At 67.0% G+C, this 21,089-nt stretch carries 16 protein-coding genes; 14 read left to right on the forward strand and 2 right to left on the reverse strand.

Annotated features, from left to right (window positions below; translation table 11 throughout):
- The 6 genes from glcF to G3O06_RS08900 form a co-directional block, all read left to right on the forward strand.
- The coding region (gene glcF, locus G3O06_RS08875; protein WP_205815764.1) for a glycolate oxidase subunit GlcF at nucleotides 1-801 on the forward strand (801 nt) is incomplete at its 5' end.
- 20 nt (nucleotides 802-821) lie between these two features.
- Nucleotides 822-1,226 (forward strand): heme-binding protein, encoded by a 405-nt coding sequence (locus G3O06_RS08880; RefSeq protein WP_174918660.1) that lies wholly within the window; start codon nucleotides 822-824, stop codon nucleotides 1,224-1,226.
- Between the two features lie 46 nt (nucleotides 1,227-1,272).
- Nucleotides 1,273-3,447, forward strand: a complete 2,175-nt coding sequence (locus G3O06_RS08885; RefSeq protein WP_205815765.1) for a malate synthase G — start codon at nucleotides 1,273-1,275, stop codon at nucleotides 3,445-3,447.
- A 597-nt stretch (nucleotides 3,448-4,044) separates the two neighbouring features.
- A complete protein-coding gene (locus G3O06_RS08890; RefSeq protein ID WP_205815766.1) occupies nucleotides 4,045-5,607 on the forward strand; it encodes a sensor domain-containing diguanylate cyclase in 1,563 nt (520 codons plus the stop codon).
- 157 nt (nucleotides 5,608-5,764) lie between these two features.
- Nucleotides 5,765-7,150, forward strand: coding sequence for a cache domain-containing protein (locus G3O06_RS08895; protein WP_205815767.1), 1,386 nt, complete (start codon nucleotides 5,765-5,767; stop codon nucleotides 7,148-7,150).
- A gap of 29 nt (nucleotides 7,151-7,179) precedes the next feature.
- The gene (locus G3O06_RS08900; protein ID WP_174918656.1) at nucleotides 7,180-7,824 is read left to right on the forward strand and encodes a response regulator transcription factor; all 645 of its coding nucleotides are present in this window, start codon (nucleotides 7,180-7,182) and stop codon (nucleotides 7,822-7,824) included.
- A gap of 54 nt (nucleotides 7,825-7,878) precedes the next feature.
- On the opposite strand, the gene G3O06_RS08905 is transcribed toward G3O06_RS08900, so the two are convergent.
- Complete coding sequence (locus tag G3O06_RS08905; protein ID WP_205815768.1) at nucleotides 7,879-9,399, reverse strand: MFS transporter; 1,521 nt, start codon at nucleotides 9,397-9,399, stop codon at nucleotides 7,879-7,881.
- A 144-nt stretch (nucleotides 9,400-9,543) separates the two neighbouring features.
- On the opposite strand from G3O06_RS08905, the gene G3O06_RS08910 reads away from it, so the two are divergent.
- The 6 genes from G3O06_RS08910 (at nucleotide 9,544) to G3O06_RS08935 (ending at nucleotide 16,938) form a co-directional block, all read left to right on the forward strand.
- A complete protein-coding gene (locus G3O06_RS08910) occupies nucleotides 9,544-10,182 on the forward strand; it encodes a TetR/AcrR family transcriptional regulator (protein ID WP_205815769.1) in 639 nt (212 codons plus the stop codon).
- A gap of 275 nt (nucleotides 10,183-10,457) precedes the next feature.
- Entirely contained in the window at nucleotides 10,458-11,006 is a 549-nt protein-coding gene (locus tag G3O06_RS08915; RefSeq protein WP_205815770.1) for a fimbrial protein, read from the forward strand.
- Nucleotides 11,007-11,095: 89 nt separating this feature from the next.
- Complete coding sequence (locus tag G3O06_RS08920; RefSeq protein WP_205815771.1) at nucleotides 11,096-11,869, forward strand: fimbria/pilus periplasmic chaperone; 774 nt, start codon at nucleotides 11,096-11,098, stop codon at nucleotides 11,867-11,869.
- A 153-nt stretch (nucleotides 11,870-12,022) separates the two neighbouring features.
- Entirely contained in the window at nucleotides 12,023-14,569 is a 2,547-nt protein-coding gene (locus G3O06_RS08925) for a fimbria/pilus outer membrane usher protein (protein WP_241019669.1), read from the forward strand.
- Nucleotides 14,557-15,726, forward strand: coding sequence for a fimbrial protein (locus tag G3O06_RS08930; protein WP_205815773.1), 1,170 nt, complete (start codon nucleotides 14,557-14,559; stop codon nucleotides 15,724-15,726). The genes G3O06_RS08925 and G3O06_RS08930 overlap by 13 nt, the downstream gene beginning before the upstream one ends.
- A gap of 81 nt (nucleotides 15,727-15,807) precedes the next feature.
- Nucleotides 15,808-16,938, forward strand: a complete 1,131-nt coding sequence (locus G3O06_RS08935) for a fimbrial protein (protein ID WP_205815774.1) — start codon at nucleotides 15,808-15,810, stop codon at nucleotides 16,936-16,938.
- A 175-nt stretch (nucleotides 16,939-17,113) separates the two neighbouring features.
- Here G3O06_RS08935 and G3O06_RS08940 read toward each other — a convergent pair whose 3' ends face one another.
- Entirely contained in the window at nucleotides 17,114-17,710 is a 597-nt protein-coding gene (locus tag G3O06_RS08940; RefSeq protein WP_034181524.1) for an ABC transporter substrate-binding protein, read from the reverse strand.
- 323 nt (nucleotides 17,711-18,033) lie between these two features.
- Here G3O06_RS08940 and G3O06_RS08945 point away from each other — a divergent pair, with 323 nt between their 5' ends.
- Nucleotides 18,034-20,139 (forward strand): MMPL family transporter, encoded by a 2,106-nt coding sequence (locus G3O06_RS08945; RefSeq protein WP_205815775.1) that lies wholly within the window; start codon nucleotides 18,034-18,036, stop codon nucleotides 20,137-20,139.
- A complete protein-coding gene (locus tag G3O06_RS08950) occupies nucleotides 20,132-21,079 on the forward strand; it encodes a VacJ family lipoprotein (RefSeq protein WP_205815776.1) in 948 nt (315 codons plus the stop codon). The genes G3O06_RS08945 and G3O06_RS08950 overlap by 8 nt, the downstream gene beginning before the upstream one ends.
- The last annotated feature ends 10 nt before the right edge of the window (nucleotides 21,080-21,089 follow it).

Here is a 21,089-nt window from a genome sequence, read left to right on the forward strand (position 1 = left end):
TCGCTGCTGCCCGGCCCGCTGCAGGACAAGATCCCGGCCGCCGTCCCCGCGGCCGCACCGCGCCCGGCCGTGCGCCACGCGCGGCGCGTGCTGATGCTCGAAGGCTGCGTGCAGCCGTCGCTGTCGCCGAACACCAATGCAGCCGCCGCACGCGTGCTCGACCGGCTCGGCATCAGCGTGAGCCCCGCGCGCGAAGCCGGCTGCTGCGGCGCGACCGAATATCACCTGAACGCGCAGGAAGCGGGCCTTGCCCGCGCGCGCCGCAACATCGACGCATGGTGGCCGGCGATCGAAGCCGGCGCCGAAGCAATCGTGCTGACGGCGAGCGGCTGCGGCGCGTTCGTCAAGGAATACGGCGACCTGCTGCGCTCCGACCCCGTCTATGCAGAGAAAGCGCGACGCGTCAGCGCGCTCGCGCGCGATCTCGCCGAGGTCATCGCGGCCGAGCCGCTCGACGCGCTGGCCGGTTCAACGCCACGCCGTATCGCGGTGCACTGCCCGTGCACGCTGCAGCACGCGCAGCGCCTCGGCGGCGCGGTCGAACGCATCCTGACGCGGCTCGGCTTCGATCTGACGAATGTCGCCGACGGCCATCTGTGCTGCGGCTCGGCCGGCACGTATTCGCTGACGCAACCCGAACTCGCGACGAAACTGCGCGACAACCGGCTCGATGCGCTCGAAGCCGCGCGGCCGGACCTGATTGTCACGGCCAACGTCGGCTGCCAGACTCACCTGAACGGCGCCGGCCGCACGCCCGTGCGCCACTGGATCGAGCTCGTCGACAACCAACTCGTCAACTGACCTGATTCCGGAGGAATGCCATGCAGACGAAACCTGAACTCGAACTCGCCGATGCGGACCGCATGCTCGCCGCCGCCCGCGCGGAAGCGGAACGCCACGGTTGGGCCGTATCGATCGCCGTCGTCGACGACGGCGGCCACCTGCTCGCGTTTGCGCGCCTGAACGGTGCATCGCCGGCCAGCGCCTGTATCGCGCAGGACAAGGCGCGCGCAGCGGCGCTCGGCCGGCGCGAGACGAAGGCGTATGAGGATATGATCAACGGTGGCCGCACCGCGTTTCTCAGCGTGCCGCTGACGGGGTTGCTCGAAGGCGGCGTGCCGGTCACGGTCGGCGGCCGGATCGCGGGCGCGATCGGCGTGTCTGGCGTAAAGTCCGAACAGGACGCGCAGATCGCCCGCGCCGGCACACAAAGCGTCGCGGAATAACCAGCCAAAGCCGCGCGCGAATCTTTATTCCCCGGGAGGATTGACGATGATCGACCAAGCAGGACTGCAAGTCGCACCAGCGCTGAGCCAGTTCATTGAAAACGAAGCGCTGCCGGGCACCGGCATCGACAAGGCCGCGTTCTGGAGCGGTTTCTCGGCCCTGGTGCACGACCTGGCACCGCGCAACCGCGAACTGCTCGCGGAACGCGACCGCCTGCAGCAGGAACTCGACACCTGGCACCGCGCGCACCCCGGCCCCGTGCGCGACCACGCCGCGTATCGCGCATTCCTCGAACAAATCGGCTACCTCGTGCCGGTCCCGTCGAACGTCGCGGCAGCCACCGCGAACGTCGACAGCGAGATCGCCACGCAGGCCGGCCCGCAGCTCGTCGTGCCGCTGTCGAACGCGCGCTATGCGCTGAACGCCGCGAATGCGCGCTGGGGCAGCCTGTACGACGCGCTGTACGGCACCGATGCGCTGCCGGAAGACGGCGGCGCCGAACGCACCGCGACCTACAACCCGACGCGCGGCCAGCGCGTGATCGACTACGCGCGCAACGTGCTCGACAACGCGGCGCCGCTCGCGACCGGCTCGCACCGCGACGCGCTGCGCTATCGCGTGCAGGACGGCCAGCTCGCCGTCGAAACCGCGAAGGGCATCGTGGGCCTCGCGCAGCCGGCGCAGTTCGTCGGCTACCAGGGCACGGCCGACGCGCCGTCCGCGATCCTGCTGAAGCACAACGGCCTGCATCTCGAGATCCAGATCGACGCATCGACGCCGATCGGCCGCGCCGATCTCGCGAACGTGAAGGACGTCGTGCTCGAAGCCGCGGTCAGCACGATCATCGACTGCGAGGATTCGGTCGCGGCGGTGGACGCCGAAGACAAGGTCCAGCTCTACCGCAACTGGCTCGGCCTGATGCAGGGCACGCTGGTCGAGGAAGTCGCGAAGGGCGGCAAGTCCTTCACGCGCCGCCTGAACGCCGATCGCGAGTACACCACGCCCGCCGGCGGCACGCTGTCGCTGCACGGCCGCTCGCTGCTGTTCGTGCGCAACGTCGGCCACCTGATGACCAACGGCGCGGTGCTCGACCGCGACGGCAACGAGATTCCGGAAGGGATCCTCGACGGCGTCGTCACGGTGCTGTGCTCGCTGCACGACCTGAAGGCGAAGCGCAACTCGCGCACGGGCTCGATCTACATCGTGAAGCCGAAGATGCACGGCCCGGTCGAAGTCGCGTTCGCCGATACGCTGTTCGCGCGCATCGAGGATCTGTACAACCTGCCGCGCAACACGCTGAAGATGGGCATCATGGACGAGGAACGCCGCACCAGCGTGAACCTCGCCGCGTGTATCGCCGCGGCCGCCGCGCGTGTCGCGTTCATCAACACCGGCTTCCTCGATCGCACCGGCGACGAGATGCACACCGCGATGGAAGCGGGCCCGATGATCCGCAAGGGCGACATGAAGTCGTCGGCGTGGATCCAGTCGTACGAGCGCAACAACGTGCTCGCAGGGCTGTCGGCCGGCCTGCGCGGCCGCGCGCAGATCGGCAAGGGCATGTGGGCGATGCCGGACCTGATGCACGCGATGCTCGAGCAGAAGATCGCGCATCCGCGCGCCGGCGCGAACACCGCGTGGGTGCCATCGCCGACCGCCGCGACGCTGCACGCGCTGCACTACCACCTCGTCGACGTGCAGGCCGTCCAGCAGGAACTCGAGAAGACGCCGTACGCAAGCGAACGCGACGTGCTGCTCGAAGGCCTGCTGACCGTGCCGGTCGTCGAGCGCGCCGAGTGGAGCGAAGCCGAAATCCTGAGCGAAGTCGAGAACAACGCGCAGGGCATCCTCGGCTACGTCGTGCGCTGGGTCGAACAGGGCGTCGGCTGCTCGAAGGTGCCCGATATCCACGACGTCGGCCTGATGGAAGACCGCGCGACGCTGCGCATTTCGAGCCAGCACATCGCGAACTGGCTGCGCCACGGCGTGATCACCGAGGCGTTCGTGCTCGACGTGTTCAAGCGGATGGCACGCGTCGTCGACCAGCAGAACGCCGGCGACCCGAACTATCGCCCGATGGCGCCCGGCTACGACCAGTCGACCGCGTTCAAGGCCGCGTGTGCGCTCGCGCTGCAGGGCACGTCGCAACCGAGCGGTTATACCGAACCGCTGCTGCACCGGTTCCGGCTCGCGTTCAAGGCGCAACAGCACGGCGGATAAGCATGGGCGTGCTGCGGGCTCCCGGCATGCCGGATGCCCGTATGCCGTATGTCCGTATGCCGGGAGCCCGTATGCCTGCTTCACGAAACGGGCGGCCGCAACGGCCGCCCGTTTTCATTTTCGGGTTCGCCCGGCCGTTGAAACGGATAATCGGCACATATCGTCTGCCTTCATTTTTCGCGCGCGTATGCCGTTAACCGGATGGAATCGAACGCTGCATGCCGCGCGCCACGGCCGTTCATCCCGCAAAGCCTTGCGCTGGAACGCTTTGCCGGAAATTCGCAAGCCCGGGAATTCACGGTAATTTGATCCGGATCAACAACCCGCAACATTTTCCGCGCGTGCGGACGCGCGCGTTATACTCCGTTGAATTCGCGTTGCCCGATTCGTCGGATCGTTGAATCGGCGCAGATGTCACCAGTGAATACTTGATTTACCGGTATATCTGGCCGCGATTGGCGATAATCGGCGTCCATTTTCTCCGCCGGCCGGCAGGAAGGCGTCGGAATGGCCGCGTAACGGATCGCCGCCGGCACGTCATACGAACAATCGCATCGGCCCGCCTCCCCGGCGGCAATGCCCATCGATCCACGGACCATGGCAGAAACCGACTACGCAATGCCCAGCGAATCCGGCCTGACGAGCCGTGTCGCCGCTCATCTGCGCCGGTTCCTGCTGCCGCACCTGATCTTCTATACCGGGCTAGTGATCGCGCTGGTCCTGCTGCTCCTGTGCGGGATCGTGCTGTACGAAGGCCGCATCGATGCGCGCGACCGCTCGATCGCGATGCAGCAGAATCTGGCGCTGATGGCGTCGTGGGACATCGAGCGCAACATCGAGATCTATTCGCTGTCGCTGCAGGCTGTCGTCGAAGGCCAGAACGACTCTGCGATCGTCAAGCTGCCGATGGCGCTGCGCCGCCAGGTGCTGTTCGATCGCGCGACGACCGCCAAGTACCTCGGCGGCATCTACGTGCTCGACGCGAAGGGCGACATCGAGGTCGACGGCAAGAGCGACGTGCCGCGCAAGGCCAACTTCGGCAACGAGCCGTACTTCGTCGTGCACCGCGACCACCCCGACGCCGGCCTGTACGTCAGCCCGCCGTATCACTCGCGGCTGCGCGGCGGCTCGCCGAGCGTCGCGCTCAGCCGGCGAATCACGAAGCCCGACGGCTCGTTCGGCGGCGCCGCCGTGATGTCGATCCGGCTCGAATATTTCCAGAACCTGTTCTCGCGCCTGTCGCTTGGCGATCGCGGCTCGATCGCGCTGATCAACACGGACGGCAGGATGCTCGCGCGCGAGCCGTACGACCCGAAGATCGTCGGCCGCGACATCAGCCACGCCAGCACGTTCCGGCGGTTCATGACCGCCAACGAAGGCAGCTTCGCCGACACCGCGTCGATCGACGGCGTGCGACGCCTGTACGTGTTCCGGCACCTCGAGAACCTGCCGCTCATCATCATGGTCGCGCGCTCGGAAGCCGATACCTACGCCGCGTGGTACGACCGTGCGATTCCGATCGGCTCCGCGATGGTCGCACTCGCGATCGGCTTCGTCGGCCTGTCGCTGCTGCTCGACGTGCAGCTGCGCAAGCGCCACCGCGCGGAAACCGAGCTGCAGGCGCTCGCGCGCACCGACGGCCTCACGGGCCTCGACAACCGCCGGATGCTCGACGTCACGCTCGCGCGTGAATGGCGCCGTGCCGCGCGCTCGCAGCATGCGCTGTCGCTGCTGTTCATCGACGTCGATTACTTCAAGCGCTACAACGACACGCAAGGGCACCAGGCCGGCGACGACGCGCTCGCCGCGGTCGGTCACTGCATCGCCGGCTGCCTGCGCCGCCCGGCCGATTACGCGGCGCGCTACGGCGGCGAGGAGTTCGTCGTGGTATTGCCCGACATCGACACGGACGGCGCGGTAACGATCGCCGAGACGATCCGCACCGGCATCCTCGATCTCGGCATCCGGCACGACGCCGGCACGTCCGGCCGCCTGACGGTAAGCATCGGCGTAACGACCAGCTATCCCGAACACGACGATGACATGCAGGGCGCGCTGAAGCTGGCCGACGACGCGCTGTATCGCGCGAAGGAAGGCGGGCGCAACCGCATCGTCGTGCACGCGGCCGCTTCCGGCGGCTTCGCGGCGCGGCAGGCCTGAGCGGCCAGGACGCCACACCGCCGGGCGACGGCAGGGCGGCCGTCGGGCCGCCGTCGCCGCCCGTGCGCAAAATCACCGACAATGTCGCCTCGACATGCCGCCGCGCGGCTGACGCGCCCGGCCGGCCCGCGCGGGCGCACGGCCGCTTCGCACCACCATGAGACTCAAGGCAAAGATCTTCCTTCTGGCCATCGTGCCGTTCCTGCTCGCAATCACCGGCATCGGCTTCGGCGTGCGCCAGCAGGCGACGTCCCTCGCGCGCACGCAGCACGCGACGATCCAGGCCGCGTACCTGTCGAGCAAGGAAGTCGAGCTGAAGCACTACGTCGAGCTCGCGACGAGCGCGATCATGCCGCTCTACGACGCGAGCGGCCGCAACGCACGCGACGACGTGCTGCTGCGCACGCAGGCGCTCGCGATGCTGCAGAAGATGGATTTCGGCCCGGACGGCTATTTCTTCGTGTACGACCTGCACGGCAATTCGCTGATGCATCCGCGCGAGCCCGAGCGCGTCGGCCACAACTACTGGTCGATGCGCGATCCGCAGGGCGCGCTGACGATCCAGAAGCTGATCGGCGCGGCGTCGAGCGGCGGCGGCTACGTGCGCTACGCATGGCAGCGGCCGTCGACGGGCCGCGTCGCGCCGAAGCTCGGCTACGTCGTCGCGCTCGAGCGCTGGGGCTGGATGGTCGGCACCGGCATCTATCTCGACGACGTCGACACCGCGCTGCAGCGCATCGACGCGCGCGCGTCCGCGAACATCGAGCGCACGATGAGCTGGCTCACCGCGATCGCGCTCACCGGCGCGGCGGCGATCGCCGTGTGCGCGCTGGTGCTGAACGTCAGCGAGTCGCGCAGTGCGGACGCGAAGCTCAAGCTGCTCGCGCAGCGCGTCGTCGAATCGCAGGAGCAGGAGCGGGCGCGGCTGTCGCGCGAGCTGCATGACGGGATCAGCCAGATGATGGTGTCCGCGAAGCTGATGCTCGAATCCGCGCTCGCACGCTTCGAACGCGGCACGGCGCGCTTGCCCGAGGCCGAGCAGGCGCTCGCGTCGGGCGTCGCACGGCTCGGCGACACGCTGCGCGAAGTGCGACGCATCTCGCATGCGCTGCGTCCGTCCATGCTCGACGACCTCGGCCTCGCCGCCGCGCTCGAACAGCTTGTCCGCGAGCTCGGCGCCGAAAGCGGCATCGACATCGGCTATACGCAGGTCGCGCACAGCGGCGCCCGACCGCTGCCCGAAGCCGTCAACACCGCGCTGTTCCGGATCGCACAGGAAGCGCTCAGCAACATCGTGCATCATGCGCAGGCGTCGCGCGCGGCCGTCACGCTCGACGTCGGCGCGCACTCCGTCAAGCTGACCATCGCCGACAACGGCTGCGGCTTCGACGCCGAACGCTCGCAGGCCGACGCACGCCGCGGCATCGGCCTGCGCAACATGCGCGAGCGCCTCGACGCGCTCGGCGGCATGCTGACGATCACGTCGCAGGTCGGCCACACGATCGTCGACGCGCGCGTGCCGCTGCCCGGCGCCGCGTCATGACGCGCCCGATAACAGGAGACCTTTCACGCATGAGCGCCCCCGACACCGCCCGGCCCGTCGCCCGACTGCTGCTCGTCGACGATCACCCGCTCGTCCGCGACGGCTTGCGGATGCGGCTCGAAGCGGCCGACCTGTCCGTGGTCGGCGAAGCCGGCAACGCCGACGAGGCGCTCGCGCTCGCCGCGTCGCTCGAACCCGATCTCGCGCTGATGGACGTCGGCATGAACGGGATGAACGGCATCACGCTCGCGGGCGTGTTCCACGAGCGCTTTCCGGGCATCCGCGTGCTGATGCTGTCGATGCACGACAACATCGAATACGTGACGCAGGCCGTGCGTGCCGGCGCGAGCGGCTACCTGCTGAAGGATTCGCCCGCGAGCGAGATCGTGCGCGCGATCGGCGCGGTGCTGGCCGGCCAGACGTTCTTCAGTGAAGGGCTCGCCGCGCGGATGATCCACGCGAGCGCGACCGCGTCGCCGCTCGACCGGCTCACGCCGCGCGAACGCGACATCCTCGACGCGCTGGCGCAAGGGCTGTCGAGCAAGCAGATTGCGCAACAGACGGGGCTGTCGGTGCGCACGGTCGAGACGCACCGGCTCAATCTGAAGCGCAAGCTGGAGATCGAAGGGCAGGCCGAGCTGATCAAGTTCGCGGTGGAGCATCGGCGAAGGTAGGCGTGTCGGAAGGTGGTGGCGATCCGTTGCGAAAGACCCGGCCGGCACGCCACATCATTCCGGCTGTGAAGACGTCACGCACGCCGCCGCGCGTCCCGATTGCCTCTCCGTTTCGCGCCGCATCATCAACATCACCGCAATCACGATACTCAGGATTCCGGAACACATAACCGCGATCGAAAACCCGTGCGCCATCGCCTCCCGATACGCGCCGAGGAGTGCCGGCCGCCCCGCCGCAAACACGTGCTCCATCACAGCCTGCCGCGCGAGCGTATCCGCCTGCGCGCTACCCATCGCCTGTATCGCGCCCGTCATCCGGTGCAGCGCACCGACGCTCATCATGCTGCCGAGCACCGCGATGCCCATGCTCATCCCCGTCTGGCGCAATGCATTCATCGTCGCCGATGCCATGCCCGCGCGTTCGGCCGGCGCCAGTTCCATCACGGTCATGCCGGTCGCGGGCACCGCGAGCCCCATGCCGACGCCGAGCACCGCCAGCGCGATGCCGACCGGCACATACGGCGTTCCGGCGCCGAAGCCGGCCATGACCGCGAGCATCGCGCCGATCAGCCCATACCCGGCCACCATCAGCGCGTGCAACGGAATGCGCGCCGCGATGCGCCCGAACAGCATCGACGTGATCGCCGTCATCACGAACTGCGGCATCAGTTGCCAGCCGGCCTCGGCGGGCGTGCGCCCCTGCGCCTGCTGCAGGAACAGCGACAGGAAGAACAGGCTGCTGTACCCCGAGAACCCGAGCACGAACGACGCGAGATTGGCGCGCACCAGCCGCCGGTCGCGAAACAGCCAGACCGGCAGCAGCGGCCGCTCGACGCGCGTTTCGACCCGCACGAACAGAGCGAACGCCACCGCGGCGCCCGCCAGCGGCACGAGCACCTTCACATGCGACACCCCGGCTTCGCCGATGCCGATCAACCCGTACGTGAGCAACCCGAGCCAGACCACGCTCAGCGCCTGACCGAGCGGATCGAATGGCGCATGCTGCGGATGCCGGCGCTCAGGAATGCCCCACGCGCCGAGCAGCACGGTCACGATGCCGATCGGCACGTTGACGAGGAAGATGTTCTGCCATCCGCCGTGCTCGACCAGCAGGCCGCCCACCAGCGGCCCCAGGATCAGCGCAAGCGCACTGAATGCGGACCATCCGCCGATCGCGCGGGCGCGTTCGCGCGCATCGGGAAACGCATGCGTGAGGATCGGCATCGCGCCGGGAATCAGCAATGCACCGGCGAGCCCCTGGATCGCGCGCCCGATCAGCAGCGGCTCGATGCTGCCCGCGCATGCGCAGACCACCGACCCGGCCGTGAACAGGATCACGCTGGCGAGCCACACACGCTTGTGTCCGTAGCGATCGCCGAGCGGCCCGGCCGACAGCATGAACGCGGACAGCGCGAGCGCATACGCATTGACGACCCACTGAAGGCCGCCGATATCGGTATCGAGCGCCGTCTGCAGCGTCGGCAACGCGACGTTGACGATGCTGATGTCGAGCGTGGCGAGAAAGGTGCCGAGACAGGCGGCCAGGACGAGTGCGGCGCGACGGTAGCGAGGCATGGTGGTCCGCCCTTGATGGGCACGAAGATGAGAATTATTCTCATCATATATATCGACTGACCGTCGGTCAATGGATTGCGTTGGCTGTCAGCAGGGCGCTGGCCTAAACTGCGGGCTTTGCACGAACGGGCGTCGAGCCGCGCGATGACGTACAGGACAAAGGCAGGAACCACGACAGTGAAAGACGACGCGCCGGCAGGCAAGCCGCGCACGAAGCCGGCGGAAGTGCGCCTCGAGGAACTGATGGCCGCGGCCGAGACGCTGTTCCTCGCGCAGGGTGTGGAAGCGACGACCATCAGCGAGATCGTCGAGCACGCGCAGGTCGCGAAAGGCACGTTCTACCACTACTTCGAATCGAAGTCCGACATGCTCGCCGCGCTCGCGCAGCGCTATACGTCGTCGTTCGTCGATCGCCTGCAGCACGCGGTGGACGCATGCGCCACCGACGACTGGCTCGCGCGCCTGCGCGCGTGGATCCGCACCAGCATCGAAACCTACGCGGCAACCTACCGTACGCACGACATCGTCTACACGAACCACCATCACCACGATCGCGCGAATGCCGACAAGAACGCGATCCTCGAGCAGCTCGGCGCGATTCTCGACGGCGGCACACGGGCCGGCACGTGGCGGCTCGCGCACCCGCAGGTCACCGCGCTGCTGATCTATGCGGGCGTGCACGGCGCGACCGACCACATCATCGCGGCGCCGGAAACGGATCGCGCCGCGTTCGTCGATGCGGTAGTCGACGATTGCCTGCGGATGCTCGGCGTCGGCACCTGACGCACGGCAACGAACCACGCGCCCGACAGCTAATGCCGTCCAGTCGAACTGGACGGCATTTTTTGTTGGTGGAATCGCGATGTGACAATAGTTCATCTTACTAATGACTGACGCCGGTAAGATTCGCTTCGTCCAAGTGTAACCAGGCCGAAAACACAAAATTCGACCGCGTGATGCCTTTCGGGTTGCCGTTGGATGTCGCGTCGCGCTATCGAGCGGATATCGCGTCGGCGTCGTATCTCCATCCAGATCGCTTCTTTCAGAAACCAAAAACCATGCAAACCAAACTCATTACCGCCGTGTTGTTCGTGGCTGCAGCCACTGCGTCGCAAATCGCATCCGCAGCCGACGGCACGATCACGTTCAACGGCACCGTGCTCGCGCAAACCTGCACGATCAACGGCAACGGCAGCGGCTCGAACAACTTCAATGTCCCGCTGCAATCGGTGTCGACCAGCGCGCTGGCCGCAGCAGGCCAGTATGCCAACCGCACGCCCTTCAACATCGCGCTGACGGCCTGCACGCCGGCGTCGGGCACCGTCCACACCTACTTCGAGCCGGGTCCGACGGTCGACACCTCCACCGGCAACCTGATCCTGGCCACCGGCGGCGCGACCAACGTCGAGATCCAGCTGCTGAACGGCGACGGCAGCTATTCGCCGATCAAGATCGGTGCGGCTGACGCCTCGCAGAACTCGAAGTCGGTCGCAATCAGCGCGGCCGGCGCCGCCACGCTGAACTACTACGCGCAGTACCTCGCGACCGGCGCTGCAACGGCAGGCGCGGCGACGTCGAGCGTGATGTATTCGCTCGTTTATCAGTAATTAATCACTTAGTTCTACGTATCAGGGGCGAGTGGGGCGGCACGACGTCGCTCCGCCCCTCGTGCTCGCTACCTGCATCGATCCCTATCATGAAGCTTCGAAAAACACTCCGGCGTGCGATCGCCACCGCGTGCGTCGCATCGCTCGGCTACCTGGCGACGCCCGCCAATGCATCGGTGGTAATCGGCGGCACGCGCGTGATCTATGGCGCGAGCGAGTCCGAGGTCACGCTCAAGCTGTCGAACGCCGGCCAGTCGCCCGCGCTCGTGCAGTCGTGGGTCGATGCAGGTGATGTGCACAGCGCGCCGTCCACGATCAAGGTGCCCTTCACCGTCACGCCGCCGATCGCGCGGATCGATCCGTCCAAGTCGCAGACGCTGCGCATCGTCTACACCGGCGAGCCCATGCCGCAGGATCGCGAGTCGGTGTTCTGGCTCAACGTGCTCGAGGTACCGCCCAAACCGGGCGCGGCCGACGCGGACATGAACCGCATCCAGCTCGCGTTCCGTTCGCGCATCAAGCTGTTCTATCGTCCGGAAAAACTCAAGGGTTCATCGGCCGATGCGCCGGCGCAGCTCACCTGGCGGCTCACGCAGACCGACGGCAAACCGGCCATCGAGGCGCACAACCCGACGCCGTTCCATGTGTCGTTGACCATGATCAGCGTCCAGTCCGGCGGACGCAGCGCGACCTTCGACGATGGCGGCATGGTCGGGCCGGGCGAGACGCGCGCCTTCCCGCTGAAGGGCGACATGCCCGGCGCGGCCGGCGCCAGCGTGCATTACACGGCGCTGAACGACTACGGCGGCGCGGTCAGCGGCGATACGCCATTGCGGTCCGGCACCGCGGCGCCGTCGCGATGATGCGCGGCTGACCCCCTTCCATTGCGCGAGGCGCGGGTAGCGCGCCACGTCCTTTCCACAGCAAGACCCAGCATGCCTGCCCGGGCAGGGCGCAGGCTTGCTCACGCTCGGGTGCCTATCGTGATCCAACGTCTTTCCAGTTTGCCGCCATTCATGCGCTGGCGCCCGCGCCCGTGCTTCCTGCTCGCGCTGTCGATGTTCGCATCGACCGGCACGATGGCGGAAACCACAAACGCCACACAAGTGGCGGAAGTCCAGTTCGACGACCTGTTCCTGCAGCGCCCGGGCGGCAAGCGAGTGGACGTCAGCCGCTTCGAAAAGGGCAATGTGGCGGCGCCGGGTTCATATCGCGCCGACCTGTACGTCAACACGAACTGGATCGGCCGCGCCGAAATCACGCTGCGCCAGGTGGGCGACAGCCGGAACAACGTCCAGCCCTGCTTCGATCGCGAGCTGTTGCAGCAGGTCGGGGTGGATCTCGCGAAGCTGTCGCCCGAAGCGACGCGCAGGTTGACGGACTCGAACCATGCCTGCGCGACGATCGGCATGCTGGTACCGGACGCCGTCGCCACCTTCGACAATGGCGAGCAGCGGCTCGACGTCAGCATCCCGCAGGCGTCGCTGAGCCGCGCGGCGCGCGGCTACGTGGACCCGCGCTACTGGGACGAGGGCGTGCCGGCAGCGCTGCTGTCGTACAACGGCAACATCTACCGCGCCGACAACCAGGGCGCCTCGGCGACCCAGGCCTACCTGGGCCTGACCGCCGGCCTGAACGTCGGGCCCTGGCGCTTCCGCCACAACGGCAACTACACCTACGACACGCACGGCGGCACGCACTACCAGAGCGTGCAGACCAGCCTGCAGCGCTCGATCGCGCGCCTGAAGGCGCAGCTCGTGATCGGCGACGCGTTCACCGACGGCACGATGTTCGACAGCGTGGGCTTTCGCGGCGTGCGGATCGCCAGCGACGAGCGCATGTATCCGGAATCGCAACGCGGCTATGCGCCGACCATCCACGGCATCGCCAACAGCAATGCGCTGGTGCAGGTGCGCCAGAACGGCAACATCATCTACAGCGCCAACGTCGCGACCGGCCCGTTCGAGATCGACGATCTCTATGCGACCGGTTATGGCGGCGACCTCGACGTCATCGTGACCGAAGCCGACGGCAGCATCCACACCTTCAAGGTGCCGTATGCGTCAGCCGTCAGTTCGCTGCGGCCCGGCATCACGCGTTTCAGCGTGACCGCCGGCCAGTACCGCAGTCCGCTGCTATCGAGCAAGCCGGCACTGTTCCAGGCGACCGTACAGCACGGTTTCACCAACCTGATCACCGGCTACGGCGGCATGACCGCCGCGCCCGGCTACCTGGCAGGCCTGGTCGGCGCCGCACTCAACACCGGGCTGGGCTCGTTCGCGTTCGACATCACGCAGGCCAACACCGATCTGCCCGGCATGGGCACGCGCCACGGCCAGAGCGTGAAGCTCTCGTACAGCAAGCTGATCAGTCCGACCAATACCAATATCGCGGTGGCCGCCTACCGCTATTCGAGCAGCGGCTACCTGGGCCTGCAGGACGCCATGCAGTTGCGCGGCCAGCAGACGGGCGGCGTGAACGGCCTGCTGTCGAGCGGCGTACGTCGCGGTCAGTTCCAGGTCATGCTGAACCAGGGCTTGCCGGAAGGCTGGGGCTCGTTCTACCTGTCGGGCTCGACCGTCAACTACTGGAACCGCGGCGGCAACGACACGCAGTTTCAGGCTGGCTACAACAACAATTTCCGGCGCATCAACTACGGCGTGTCGGCCGCGCGCCAATTCGACGCGACGCAAAACCGCTGGGACAACCGCTTCATGCTGAACGTGTCGATCCCGCTAAACCTCGGCTCGCGCACGTTGTACTCGTCGACCAGCCTGCAGCACGACAGCCATGGCGCAACCCTGGTCCAGCAGTCGCTGACGGGCTCCCTCGGCGTCGACAACGCGCTCAGCTACGGCGTGAACGTCGGCCGTACCAGCGGCGGCGGCGCCGGGGCGACCGTCAACATGGGCGGCAACGTGGCCTACATGTCGCCGTACGCGACCTTCTCGGGCAATGCGTCGAAGGGCACCGGCTTTACGCAGTACGGCGGCGGCATCTCGGGCGGCATGGTGGCCTATGCCGGCGGCGTGGCCTTTGCGCCGACCATGGGCGAGACGATGGCGATCGTCGAGGCCAAGGACGCGAACGGCGCACGCGTGACGGCCGGCAGCGGCCTGCGCATCGATCGGTTCGGCCATGCGCTGGTGTCGAACCTGACGCCGTTCTCGACCAACGAGGTGGAGATCGATCCGAAGGGCGTGCCGATGAGCGTCGAGCTGAAATCCAGCGCGCAGCACGTCGCGCCGACCGCGGGCGCGGTGGTGCGGCTGAAGTACGAGACCGAGGGCGGCGGGCGCGCGGTGATCATGCGTGCGCGCATGAGCGATGGCGAGCCGGTTCCCTTCGGCGCGGAAGTGAGCGATGCGGCGGGGCAGAACGTCGGCACCGTGGCCCAGGATGGCCGTGTCGTGTTGCGCGGCGTGAAGACCGATGCCGGCACGCTGAATGTGAAGTGGGGCGATACGGTCGCCGAGGGCTGTGCGCTGTCGTACAGGCTGCCCACGGCAAGCAAGGCGAGCCAGCAACGCTGGACCGATGCGGAGGCGGTATGTACGAGATGAGCGGAGCGGGCGCGATGGCACCGGGAAAGATCACGAAGCGGAACGAGAAGCCGGCCTCGGCGCCCAGACCGGCAAAATCGATGCGAGGCTTGGGCCGCCTGGCGTTCTGGCTGCTCACGCTGGCGATGCTGATGCTCGGCTTGGGCTCGCGTGCGGCATTCGCCCAGAGCGCCAGTTGCGCGGCGGGAACGCCGTCGGCGGTGCCGGTCACGATGCCGGCCGCGGTAACTGTCCCGCGCGACGCCCAGATCGGCTCGGTGCTGGGTAGCTGGGTCAGCACCTCGAATACCCCCAACTACTTCAGTTGCACCGTGACGGGCTCGTACGCCTCGGGCATGCTCTTCGAAACGGTGTCGATGACCAAGACCAGCATGACCGTGACCGGGCCGCATGGTCTGGCCTATACAGTCTGGAATACCAACGTGCCTGGCGTTGGTATCGCGATCGGCGTGAATCCCTACGTGAGCACTTGCGGATACCAGGGATGGCAGAATCTCGGCAAGCCGTCGGGGACGTTCCCCACCCCATGGTCTGGCGGCGTCTGCACCCAAAACGGTTCGCTCACCAACGGCGGCCAGGCCGAAATGGCGCTGGTCAAGACCGGCCCCATCACGGCGGGCACGGTGACTGGCTTGCAGTTCGAGGGGGCGTCAGTGACGGGGCCAACCATCCACGGCCCGTTCACGGTTGCCCCCTCTGGCCACGTGTTGTTTTCTCTGAGCCCGACCAACATCACCGTGGCGGCTTGCACCACGGCGGACGTGACGGTCAACATGGGCTCGCACATGCAGTCGGAATTCACCGGCATCGGTTCGACCACCAAGCAGGCCGTCGCGGTCAACGTGGCGGTCAACTCCTGCCCGATTGGACTGAACTCGATCCAGTACGAGTTCGACCCGGTCAATGCCGTGCTCGACGCCACCAACGGCGTGCTCGCGCTGTCGAGCGGTTCGACGGCCACCGGCATCGGCCTGCAACTGAAGGACAGCAGCGGCAATGCGCTGAATTACAACACAAAGTACACGCTGACGAGCTACAGCAAATCCGCGGGCGGCTCCTACACGATCCCGCTCACGGCCCGGTATTACCAGACTGCCGCGAAGGTAACGGCCGGCAGCGCGAACGCGGTGCTGACCTTCGCCATGACGTATCAGTAAGCAGTGCGTATCGGATTTCGACGTATGCGGTGGCGGTACGCATGTAATGAGCATGCGGATGCAATGGACCTGGGAAAGATCATGAAACGGAACAAGACGCCGGCCTCGACGCGCAGGCAGGCGAAATCGGCGCGAGGCCTGGGCCACCTGGCGTTCTGGCTGCTCACGCTGGCGGTGCTGATGCTCGGCTTGGGGACACGTCCCGTGTTCGCCTCGAGCATAACTTGCTCGGGAACGGCGCAGACGGTGACGCTGACGATGCAGCCCTCGGTGACCGTCCCCCGCGATGCGCCGAACGGCACGGTACTAACCTCCTGGGTCAGTACGCCGAACGTCTCCAACTACTACACTTGCGCGGTATCGGGTACGGCAGCCGCGGGTATGGTCTTCGAACCGCTATCGATGACCAAGTCCGGCATGACCGTGAAGGGACCGACCGGGGTGGCCTATACGGTCTGGAATACCAATGTGCCTGGCGTCGGTGTCGCGATCGGCGTGAGTTCTTACGCGAACGGTTGCGGAAGCCTGCCCTGGGTGGATCTGGGCGTGCCGTCTTCACCGTTCCCCAGCCCGTGGACGGGGAACTCCTGCAACGCAAACGGAATTGTGACTTCGATCAGTAACGGCGGTATGGCGCAAGCGGCGCTGGTCAAGACCGGCCCGATCACGGCGGGCACGATGACGGGCGGCGTGCTGCTCGTGGGGGCGTCAGCGACGAGCACCGGCGGCAACGTGTATACGGTCGCCGCCTCGCCTCTCGTGTCGTTTTCGCTGACGTCGACCAACGTCAGCGTGGCGGCTTGCACCACGCCGAACGTGACGGTCAACATGGGCTCGCACATGCAGTCGGAATTCACCGGCATCGGTTCGACCACCAAGCAGGCCGTCGCGGTCAATGTGGCGGTCAACGCCTGTCCGACAGGCCTGAACTCGATCCAGTACGAGTTCGACCCGGTCAATGCCGTACTCGACAGCACCAACGGCGTGCTGGCGCTGTCGAGCGGTTCGACGGCCACCGGCATCGGCCTGCAACTGAAGGACAGCAGCGGCAACGCGCTGAAGTACAGCACGCCGTACACGCTGACGAGCTACAGCAAGTCGACGGGCGGCTCCTACACGATCCCGCTCACGGCCCGTTATTACCAGACTGCCGCGAAAGTAACGGCCGGCAGCGCGAACGCGGTGCTGACCTTCACCATGACGTATCAGTAGGCCGCGCGCAGCGAGCCTTGACGTGTGCGGAGGTGGCCTGGACCTGCGCCGGCACGCCCGGACGCGCGGTCACGTCGGTCGCTCGACCGCTCACCAGGCGCCCTGGGCAAAAGAAAAAGAGAAGGGCGCCCGAGGGCGCCCTTCTTGCATCCGGACCGAGGCCTTGCAACGGCCGTCAGTTCGTCCGCGAATTGTGCTTCTGCAGATACGCGATCAGGCCGTCGATCCCGCCCGATGCGAGCTGGCTCTTGAACTGCCCCTGGTAGACCTGGATCAGCCACGCGCCCGACATGTCGATGTCGTAGATCTTCCAGTCGTTGCCGACCTTGCCGAGACGATAGCCGACCGACTGGCTGTCGCCCGGCGTCGTGACCGTCGACTGCACGAGCGCGTCGGCGCCCGACGCGCCGCCGGCCTTGAACGAGAACTTCGCGTCCTGGCTGCCGAGCTGCGCGAGCGACGCGGCGTAGGTGCGCGTCATCAGCAGCCTGAACTGCTTGTACAGCTCCTGCTGCTGTTGCGGCGTGGCCTGCTTCCACGCGTCACCGACCGCGATGCGGGTCGTGCGCTCGAAGTTGGTCGCGGGCAGGAAGCGCTGCTCGACGACCTGCGTGACTTTCGCCATGTCGCCGCCACGTGCGGCCGGATCGGCCTTCATGGCGGTAACGGTGCCCTCGACCGCATTGCGGACGATATCGACCGGCGCGCTCTGCGCGAAAGCGGAAACCGACACGGCGGCCGCCGCGACGAAAGCAAACAGATGACGTTTCATACGAATATCGCTCGATGAGAAAAAACGACCGGTTCATTGCACCGGCCGACGAAGCAAAGTATACCGGGCCTGACGCTTCGGTGTTCCGCCGTGACCGACTGTTACCTTTCAGGTCCCTTTGTCACAGGCCCGCGGCGGCGCGTCGAAGCAGCATGGCGCCGTTTATGTAAATATCCCCTTACAAACCGGCCGGACGTCGGTATCGATTCCGCCGTCACGAACAAATCTCCTTCCCTCCCCGAAACCCCCAACGTCACGACCGCCGCCACGCCGCGCCGGTATACTTGGCTACTTTGCCCTTGCCAGCCGCTCCCCACCGCCACATGGTGACATCTCTCATCGTCCGACTCGTTGCATGGTCGGTACGCCGACCCGTCTGGGTCGTCGTGCTGTCGCTCGTCATCGCCGCGCTCAGCGGCGTCTATGTCGCCCAGCATTTCAAGATCAACACCGACATCAGCAAGCTCGTCGATGCGGAACCGCAATTTGCCGCGCTCGGCCACGCCGTCGATAAAGCGTTCCCGCAACGCAACGGCACGATCCTCGCGGTCGTCGAGGCGCCCGCGCCCGAATTCGCGAATGCCGCCGCGCATGCGCTGACCGAAGCGCTGCGGAAGGATGCCGAAGCCGGCCGCATCGGCCAGGTCGCCGAGCCCGGCGGCGGGCCGTTCTTCGAGCACAACGGGCTGCTGTTCCTGTCCCCGCAGGAAGTGACCGATACGACCTCGCAGCTCGCGAGCGCGCGCCCGCTCGTCAACGAACTCGCGAAGAACCCGAGCCTGACCGGGCTCGCCACGACGCTGTCCACCACGCTCGGCCAGCCGCTTCTGACCGGCCAGGTGAAACTGTCCGGAATGGCGAAGCTGCTCGCACGCAGCGCCGCGACGGCCGACGACGTGCTGGCCGGCAAGCCGGCCGCGTTCTCGTGGCGCGCACTGGTCGACAACGATGCCGCGCGGCAGCCCGCGCGCGCGTTCGTCACCGTGCAGCCCGTGGTCAACTACGGCGCGCTGAAAGCCGGCGCGGAAACCAGCCAGGTGATCCGCGACGCGGCCCGTTCGCTCGACCTCGAGAAGCGCTTCGGCGCGGCCGTGCGCCTGACCGGCGAGCAGCCGCTCGCCGACGACGAATTCGCGTCGGTCGAAGACGGCGCGGCACTCAACGGCGTCTTCACGCTGCTCGCGGTGCTCGTCATCCTGTGGCTGGCACTGCGCTCGAAGCGGATGATCGGCTCGGTGCTCGTCACGCTGTTCGTCGGCCTCGTCGTGACCGCCGCACTCGGCCTCGCGATGGTCGGTTCGCTGAACATGATCTCGGTCGCGTTCATGGTGCTGTTCGTCGGCCTCGGCGTCGACTTCTCGATCCAGTACGGCGTGAAGTACCGCGAGGAGCGCTTCCGCGATCCGCGCATCGATCACGCGCTGATCGGCGCCGCGCACTCGATGGGCATGCCGCTCGCGCTGGCCACCGCGGCCGTCGCGGCGAGCTTCTTCTCGTTCATCCCCACCGCCTATCGCGGCGTGTCCGAGCTGGGCCTGATCGCGGGCGTCGGGATGTTCGTCGCGCTGCTCACCACGCTCACGCTGCTGCCCGCGCTGCTGCGCCTGTTCGCGCCGCCGGGCGAATCGAAGACGCCGGGCTTCCCGTGGCTCGCGCCGGTCGACGATTACCTCGATCGCCATCGCAAGCCGATCCTGATCGGCACGCTCGTGGTCGTGGTCGGCGCGCTGCCGCTGCTCGCGTTCCTGCGCTTCGACTTCAACCCGCTGCACCTGAAGGATCCGAACAGCGAATCGATGGCGACGCTGCTCGCACTGAAGGATTCGCCGGAAGCCGCCGTCAACGACGACACGATGCTGCGCCGCTTCGCGAAGACCGTGAAGGCCGCGGAGCCGGGCGCGACCGGCGGGCCGATCTCGATCCTGCATTCGGCCGACACGATCATCGACGCGTTCCTGCATGCGGCGCTGTGGTCGATCATCTCGATCACGATCCTGCTGTGGGTCACGCTGCGCCGCTTCGGCGACGTGCTGCGCACGCTGGTGCCGCTGCTCGTGTCGGGCGTCGTGACGCTCGAACTGTGCGTCGTGCTCGGCATGCCGCTCAACTTCGCGAACATCATCGCGCTGCCGCTGATGCTCGGCGTCGGCGTCGCGTTCAAGGTGTATTTCGTGATGGCGTGGCGCGCGGGGCAAACCGGGTTGCTGCACTCGAGCCTCACGCATGCCGTCCTGTTCAGCGCCGCGACGACGGCGACCGCATTCGGCAGCCTGTGGCTGTCGCACCACCCGGGCACGTCGAGCATGGGCAAGCTGCTCGCGCTCGCCCTGACCTGCACGCTGATCGGCGCCGTGGTGTTCCAGCCCGTCCTGATGGGCAAACCGCGCGTCAAACGCGCCAAGAACCAATCGCAAGGAATCAATGAATAAGGTGCGAATCATTGCGGCGACCGTTGCCGCCAGCGCAGTGCTGACCGGCTGCGCGACGGGACCGAACCGCAACCCCAACGACCCGCTCGAGCCGATGAACCGGGCGATGTACAAGTTCAACGACACCGTCGACACGAACATCGCCCAGCCGATCGCGAAGGGGTACCAGAAGGTCACGCCGACGCCCGTGCGCACCGCGATCAGCAACTTCTTCTCGAACCTCGGCGACCTCGGCAACATCGCGAACAACCTGCTGCAGCTCCGCATCACCGACGCCACCGAGGATCTGATGCGCGTGGCGATGAACTCGGTGTTCGGCGTCGCCGGCCTGATCGACATCGCGACGCCGGCCGGGCTGCCGAAGCATCACCAGGACTTCGGCCTGACGATGGCGCGCTGGGGCATGCCGTCGGGCCCGTACCTCGTGCTACCGGTGTTCGGGCCGAGCACGATCCGCGACGGTGTCGGCCGCGCGGTGGACGTGCGCTTCAACCTGCTGAACTACATCGAGCCGGCCGCGCGCAACCCGATGTATATCGCGCAGTTCATCAGCGCGCGTTCGGACCTGCTCGGCGCGACCGACCTGCTGAAGCAGGCCGCGCTCGATCCGTATTCGTTCGTGCGCGACGCGTACCTGCAGCAGCGCAAGTCGCTGACGTATCGCAGCCAGTCGTCGTCGGCCACGCTGCCGACTTACAACGAACCGGGTGAATCGGGCGCCGCGCCGGCCGTGCCGGGGTTGCCGAACTATGAGGATCCGGGCGAGTCGGGCGGGGCGTCCGGCGCCACGCCGAACAACGCGCCGGCCGCGCCGGGGTTGCCGCAGTACGACGATCCGGGCGCGGATAATGCGATGCCGACGAGTGCGCCGGCTGCGGCATCGGCTGCTGCTCCGGCTGCCGCATCGGCGATGCCCGCGAGCAGTCCGGCCGCGCAGTAACGGCGGCGGC

The sequence above is a fragment of the Burkholderia sp. Ac-20345 genome, from assembly GCF_017104825.1.
Lineage (GTDB): Bacteria > Pseudomonadota > Gammaproteobacteria > Burkholderiales > Burkholderiaceae > Burkholderia > Burkholderia lata_B.

What these genes read in the sequence shown, in the direction of transcription:
- G3O06_RS08895 (WP_205815767.1), top strand. Translation starts at nt 5,765, where the DNA reads ATGAGACTCAAGGCAAAGATCTTCCTTCTGGCCATCGTGCCGTTCCTG.
- G3O06_RS08945 (WP_205815775.1), top strand. Translation starts at nt 18,034, where the DNA reads ATGGTGACATCTCTCATCGTCCGACTCGTTGCATGGTCGGTACGCCGA.
- G3O06_RS08940 (WP_034181524.1), bottom strand. Translation starts at nt 17,710, where the DNA reads ATGAAACGTCATCTGTTTGCTTTCGTCGCGGCGGCCGCCGTGTCGGTT.
- G3O06_RS08885 (WP_205815765.1), top strand. Translation starts at nt 1,273, where the DNA reads ATGATCGACCAAGCAGGACTGCAAGTCGCACCAGCGCTGAGCCAGTTC.
- G3O06_RS08900 (WP_174918656.1), top strand. Translation starts at nt 7,180, where the DNA reads ATGAGCGCCCCCGACACCGCCCGGCCCGTCGCCCGACTGCTGCTCGTC.
- G3O06_RS08890 (WP_205815766.1), top strand. Translation starts at nt 4,045, where the DNA reads ATGGCAGAAACCGACTACGCAATGCCCAGCGAATCCGGCCTGACGAGC.
- G3O06_RS08915 (WP_205815770.1), top strand. Translation starts at nt 10,458, where the DNA reads ATGCAAACCAAACTCATTACCGCCGTGTTGTTCGTGGCTGCAGCCACT.
- G3O06_RS08910 (WP_205815769.1), top strand. Translation starts at nt 9,544, where the DNA reads ATGACGTACAGGACAAAGGCAGGAACCACGACAGTGAAAGACGACGCG.
- G3O06_RS08905 (WP_205815768.1), bottom strand. Translation starts at nt 9,399, where the DNA reads ATGCCTCGCTACCGTCGCGCCGCACTCGTCCTGGCCGCCTGTCTCGGC.
- G3O06_RS08950 (WP_205815776.1), top strand. Translation starts at nt 20,132, where the DNA reads ATGAATAAGGTGCGAATCATTGCGGCGACCGTTGCCGCCAGCGCAGTG.
- G3O06_RS08880 (WP_174918660.1), top strand. Translation starts at nt 822, where the DNA reads ATGCAGACGAAACCTGAACTCGAACTCGCCGATGCGGACCGCATGCTC.
- G3O06_RS08920 (WP_205815771.1), top strand. Translation starts at nt 11,096, where the DNA reads ATGAAGCTTCGAAAAACACTCCGGCGTGCGATCGCCACCGCGTGCGTC.
- G3O06_RS08930 (WP_205815773.1), top strand. Translation starts at nt 14,557, where the DNA reads ATGTACGAGATGAGCGGAGCGGGCGCGATGGCACCGGGAAAGATCACG.
- G3O06_RS08925 (WP_241019669.1), top strand. Translation starts at nt 12,023, where the DNA reads ATGCGCTGGCGCCCGCGCCCGTGCTTCCTGCTCGCGCTGTCGATGTTC.
- G3O06_RS08935 (WP_205815774.1), top strand. Translation starts at nt 15,808, where the DNA reads ATGAAACGGAACAAGACGCCGGCCTCGACGCGCAGGCAGGCGAAATCG.